5 protein-coding genes and 1 pseudogene are annotated in these 5,513 nt (G+C 59.6%); all 6 read left to right on the top strand.

From position 1 onward, the window contains the following. On the top strand, positions 1-2,087 hold a 2,087-nt coding region (locus AAC083_RS17405), incomplete at its 5' end, for a TonB-dependent receptor domain-containing protein (RefSeq protein WP_258224746.1). Between the two features lie 108 nt (positions 2,088-2,195). Further along, positions 2,196-2,960, top strand: a complete 765-nt coding sequence (locus AAC083_RS17400; protein ID WP_108537263.1) for a DUF3450 domain-containing protein — start codon at positions 2,196-2,198, stop codon at positions 2,958-2,960. Beyond that, the gene (locus AAC083_RS17395; protein WP_108537262.1) at positions 2,957-4,330 is read left to right on the top strand and encodes a MotA/TolQ/ExbB proton channel family protein; all 1,374 of its coding nucleotides are present in this window, start codon (positions 2,957-2,959) and stop codon (positions 4,328-4,330) included. The genes AAC083_RS17400 and AAC083_RS17395 overlap by 4 nt, the downstream gene beginning before the upstream one ends. A gap of 10 nt (positions 4,331-4,340) precedes the next feature. After that, on the top strand, positions 4,341-4,868 hold the full coding sequence (locus tag AAC083_RS17390; RefSeq protein ID WP_042035769.1) for a MotA/TolQ/ExbB proton channel family protein: 528 nt from the start codon (positions 4,341-4,343) through the stop codon (positions 4,866-4,868). Positions 4,869-4,935: 67 nt separating this feature from the next. Further along, complete coding sequence (locus AAC083_RS17385; RefSeq protein WP_108537261.1) at positions 4,936-5,343, top strand: ExbD/TolR family protein; 408 nt, start codon at positions 4,936-4,938, stop codon at positions 5,341-5,343. Positions 5,344-5,359: 16 nt separating this feature from the next. Then, positions 5,360-5,513 (top strand): annotated as a pseudogene (locus AAC083_RS17380) (sugar ABC transporter substrate-binding protein); the annotation flags it as partial.

Here is a 5,513-nt window from a genome sequence, read left to right as displayed (position 1 = left end):
GCTCTGATGCCATCGGCGGTGTCATCAACGTCATCTTGAAGCAAGACTACGAAGGGCTGGCCTTCCAGGGGCGTATTGGCTCGCCCACCAAAGAGGGTGGCGACGAGAAGAATGGCTCTATTGTCAGCGGTATCACAGGGGAGAAGGGCGCCCTGATGATGGTCTATGAACACGATGTCAAAGACGAGATCTACTACAAGGATCGCGATTATCTGGCATTACAGGGCGCCTCCGCTCCCAGCCTCTATGGCCGCAACATCAAGGGGGTCGATGCCGCCACCGGCAAGACGGTCACCCGCACACTGGAGGGCGTCGACTGTGCCAATACTGGCACCGGGTTCGTGCCCGTCGGTTCGACTTGCCGCTTCGACTTTGCCCAGGTTGCCGCCAAGACCGCCTCTCGCAACCGCGACACCGTCTACGTCAACGGGCGCTATCACGTCAATGACAGCGTCGACTTCGTGCCCCAGCTGATCGGCTCGCGCATCACCAGCTTTGGCCGCTCCGCCCCGGCTCCAGGCCCCTTCAGCATCGACGGCACCACCCCGGGCGGTGCCCAGCTGCTGGCCGACAACGGCTTCATCGGCGAGAAGGCCACCGTCTACTACCGCTTCAACAACGTCGGCCCCCGTGACAACGACGTCACCGACATGACCGGCAGCATCAACCTGGGCTTTGAAGGCGCGCTGCCGACCGAAGCGGTGGGCGATGTGGAGTGGAGTGCGGGCTACATGTATTCCAAGACTGACAACAAGAACCGTGGAACCGGTTATGTGCTGAACCCGTCGGTCCAGCAACAGGTCGATGCGGGCAACTTCAAGAACGGCGAGTTCTCCAACGCGGCGACCAACAGCCTCTCCTACGACATCAGCCGTACTTCCAAGATGGATTTCTTCCAGTGGTACGGCGGCCTGGGCTGGAGCATGGGCGAGCTGCCGGCTGGCCCCATCGGCTGGTTTCTGGGCGCAGAATACAACGACTGGACCTACTCTGACACCTACGACAGCCAGTCCGAAGCTGGCAACGTCATCGGCTCTGCCGGCAACTCGGGTGGCGGTGTACGCGACGTCTTCGCCACCTACATCGAGAGCTTGATCCCCATCACCGAGCAGATCGAGTTGAACCTGGCCGGTCGTTACGACAAGTACAGCGACTTTGGCAGCGCCTTCTCGCCCAAGGCGAGCCTGCGTTATCAGCCGCTAGACAATCTGTTGTTCCGTACCTCCTGGTCACAATCCTTCCGTGCTCCGGGTCTGGATGATCTCTATGCCGCCGATGCCGACTCCGCCGACTTTGCCAAGGACTATGTCTCCTGCCGGGCAAACGGGGTGGCCAACTGCCCGGAAGAGCAGTTCACCACGATTCGCCAATCCAACAAGAAGCTGAAGGAAGAGACGGCTGACACCTTCGGCATAGGCACTGCGTATAGCCCGATCGACGATCTCAACCTCTCGCTGGATTACTACTACATCAAGATCGATGACGTGATCCAGCTGGCGACCACCCAGACCCAGTTCTATCAGGAGCTGAATACCGGCAGCAACCCGAACGTCATCCGCGATGCCAATGGCGATGTGCAGCAGGTCTATGCTGGCATGGTCAACCTGGGTCAGCTCAAGACCAGCGGTCTGGATTTCAAGGCGGATTACAAGTACGACTTCGACGTCGTGACAGTACGCTACGACTTCGGCAGCACCTACATTCTGAAATACGAAGAGGGTCTGTTCGCCGGTGGTCCCATGGTCGACAAGAAGGGCTGGAACGCCAAGCCGGAACTGCGCTTCAACTCCGGCGTCGGGGTCAATGTGCCGCAGTGGTGGAACATGGATACCTACCTGAGTGCCAACTACATCGACTCCCAGAGCCAGGATTACGTAGATGGTCAGAAAGAGGGGCATATCGCGTCCCAGACCACCTGGAACCTGAACGTCGCGGTTGACACCCCCTGGAATGGCAAGCTGCAAGCCGGTGTGAGGAACATGTTCAACGTAGACCCCTCGCTCTCCAGCGACGGCTTCACCTATGACGAAGACCTCTACAACATCGACGGGCGCGTCGTCTACCTCGACTACACCCAGAAGTTCTAATCAACCTCGTTGATATACAACCCAAGCCGGCCCGGTCGGGCCGGCTTTGCCCAGCGTCCAAGGAAGTTACGGAGATAGGGTAAACCTATGAAGACAAGGACAATTACAATGAAGAAAGCGCTCCTCGGCAGCCTGGTTTCTGCTGCCTTGCTGACCAGCTTCACTCTGAGTGCCGCCTCTGCCGGTCAGGCAGTGGACGCTCAAGCCGCCACCAACAATGCATCCAAAGTGTCCCAGCAGAAGATCGACAACTACGCCGAGTCTGCCGAGTCTGCCCTGGCGCAGTACAAGGCCGCCCTGCGCCAGGTCGACAGTCTGCGCACCTACAACGAGCAGGTGGGCAAGATGGTCGACTCCCAGACCACAGAGCTGGCCTCGATGCAGCGCCAGATCGCCCAGATCGATCAGACCAGCACCGAAGTCGTCCCCCTGATGCTCAAGATGATCGACTCCCTCGAGCAGTTCGTCTCTCTGGATCTGCCGTTCCAGAAAGTCGAGCGGGAGGACCGCGTGGCGGCCCTGACGGACCTGATGAACCGGGCCGATGTCACCATCTCCGAGAAGTACCGCAAGATCCTGGAAGCCTACCAGATCGAGGAGGGCTTCAGCCGCACCATCGAGTCCTACAAGGCCAGTCTGGACAAGGCTGGCACCGAGAAGACCTACGAGTTCCTGCGCGTCGGCCGCATCGCCCTGCTCTACCAATCCCCGGATGGCAATGAGACCGGCATGTGGAACAAGAAGACCCGTCAATGGGAAGAGCTGCCCCAGGAGTATCGCAGTGCAGTCGAACAGGGCTTGCGTATCGCCAAGAAGCAGGCGCCCCCCGCGCTCATCAAGCTGCCGGTTCAAACTGCGGAGAAAGCATCATGAAAGGAATCAAACTTGCTATTGCCTCCCTGATGGCGGGAGCCACCCTGATCATCCTGCCGGTGACCGCCGCCGAGAAGCCGATAGATCTGAACGCGCTGCTCAATCAGGTCAAGGCCTCCAGCCTGAGCGAATCCCAGCTCAACAAGGAGCGGGAAGCCCGCTTCCTGGCTGACAAAAACGAGCAAGGGGCATTGCTGGCCAAGGCCAAGGCCGAGCTGGCAGCCGAAACCGCCAAGGGCGAGCAGCTCAAGGCGACCTTTGATGCCAACGACAAGCAGCTGACCGAGCTGACTGACACCCTGCGCCAGCGTTCCGGCAACATGGGTGAGATGTTTGGTGTACTGCGTCAGTTCGCCGGTGAGTTCAAGGGGATCTTCAACGCTTCCGCCCGTCGGGTCGAGCATCCGGAGCAATCCGCCCTGTTGACCCGTCTGGCAGAGAGCAAGGAGCTCCCCTCCAGCGATGATCTGACCGCCTTCTGGACCACCACCCTAAGCCGCATGGTTGACGGTGGCAAGGTGAGTCAGATGCCGGCGACCGTGGTGTACGGCGAGGGCAACCAGGCCGAGAAGACAGTGACCCAGATCGGTGAATTCAACACCGTCTCCGAGGGCAAGTACCTCACCTTCGTGCCGGAGACCGGCAAGTTCGAACAACTCTCCCGTCAGCCGGAGAAGAGCGTACTGGCACCTATCGCCGAGTTTGAACAGGGTGGTGGTGGCGTCAAGCCCATCTTCGTCGACCCGTCCCGCGGCGTGATCCTCTCCCTGCTGGTGCAGTCGCCCACCTTCAAGGAGCGGGTCGATCAGGGCGGTGAAGTGGGTTACGTCATCATGGTGCTCGGCGTGCTCGGCACCCTGCTGGCCCTGTTCTGCGGCGCCCGCCTCTCCCTCATCGGCAGCTCCATGCGCAAGCAACTGAAATCCGATCAGATCATCAAGGGCAACCCCATCGGCGAGATGTTGGGGGCTTACCAGAGCCATAGCGGTGACAACATAGAGGATCTGGAATCCAAACTGGACGAGATCATTCTGCGCAATGTGCCCAAATTCGAGAAGGGCATCAGCATCATCAAGCTGATCGCCTCAGTCGCACCGCTGCTGGGTCTGCTCGGTACCGTGGTGGGGATGATCGCTACCTTCCAGGCCATTACCCTGTTCGGTACCGGTGATCCCAAGCTGATGGCGGGTGGTATCTCGGAGGCCCTGGTCACCACCATGCAGGGTCTGGTCGTGGCCGTGCCCATGCTGTTCCTCTACACCATAGTGCAGACCCAAAGCCGTCGTCTCATCCAGGTGCTGGAAGAGCAGAGCGCCGGTTTCGTCGCCCGTTATCAGGAACGTCTGCACGCCTCCAAAGCCGCAGCGTAAGGAGTCACCCATGTGGTTCTGGTTGATTGAAGAAGTCGAGTCGGTCCGCCGGTTTCTGGGATTGGGGGGCGACGTACTGGTCGCCCTGTTCTTCCTGACCCTGATGATGTGGGCCCTGCTACTGGAGCGCTGGTTCTACTTCATAGCGGTCTACCCCAAGCAGGTGAAACAGACCAAGGCAACCTGGCAGGCCCGCAGTGACCATCTTTCCTGGTCTGCCAAGCAGATCCGGCGTGAGCTGGTCTCTCGGGTTGCCATGGCGGTAGACAAGGGAATGCCGGTCATCAAGGTGCTGATCGCCCTCTGTCCACTGATGGGGCTGCTGGGAACCGTGGTGGGTATGGTGCAGGTGTTTGACACCCTGGCCATCACCGGCACCGGCTCCCCCAGGGCGATGGCCTCGGGCATTTCCAAGGCGACGGTACCGACCATGGCGGGCATGATTGCCGCCCTTTCCGGCCTGTTTTTTGTCAACCAGCTCGATCACAAGGCCAAGCTGGCGGTCGAGAAGCTGGAAGACAACCTGAAACACGGTTGATGCAGGATGCACTCCCCCGCCGGACGCGAGCCTGGCGGGGGCACAGAACAAGCAAGGAGTTTTTGCCATGAGAAAACGTCACAGCGACAGCAGTGCTGATGAGGCGGCCATCGATTTGACCCCCATGCTGGACATAGTGTTCATCATGCTGATCTTCTTCATCGTCACCACTTCGTTCGTCAAGGAGTCCGGCGTGGAGATCAACCGCCCGAGCGCCAGCACGGCCGAGACAGTGAAGAAGGGGAACATCATGGTCGCGGTGCGCGAGAACGGTCAGGTCTGGGTCGACAAGCGTATCGTCGAAGTGGGGGCCATACGGGCCAACATAGAGCGGCTGCGGGCCGAGAATCCGGAGAGCGCCGTGGTGATCCAGGCCGATAACGAATCCCGTTCAGGTCTGGTGGTCCAGGTCATGGATCAGATCCGCATGGCCGGTGTCCAGAACATCTCCATCGCGGCAGACAAGAGCAGCTGATGCCGGAGATAGACCTATGAGATACCTGATATCGTTGGCTGTCTCCTGTGTGGTGGTGTTCTTCCTGTTTCTGGGAATGAACAAGCTCATCACACCGGATCACCGGGAGTTGGTGGAATCCGAAGACGTCAGCATGACCGACTTCATTCGGGTTCGCCCTCAGGAAACCC

The organism is Aeromonas sp. HMWF014 (assembly GCF_963878295.1).
In the GTDB taxonomy this organism is placed as follows: Bacteria; Pseudomonadota; Gammaproteobacteria; order Enterobacterales; family Aeromonadaceae; genus Aeromonas; species Aeromonas popoffii.
The sequence above is the reverse complement of the archived record's forward strand: the minus strand, read 5'-3'. Positions and strand labels throughout refer to the sequence as shown.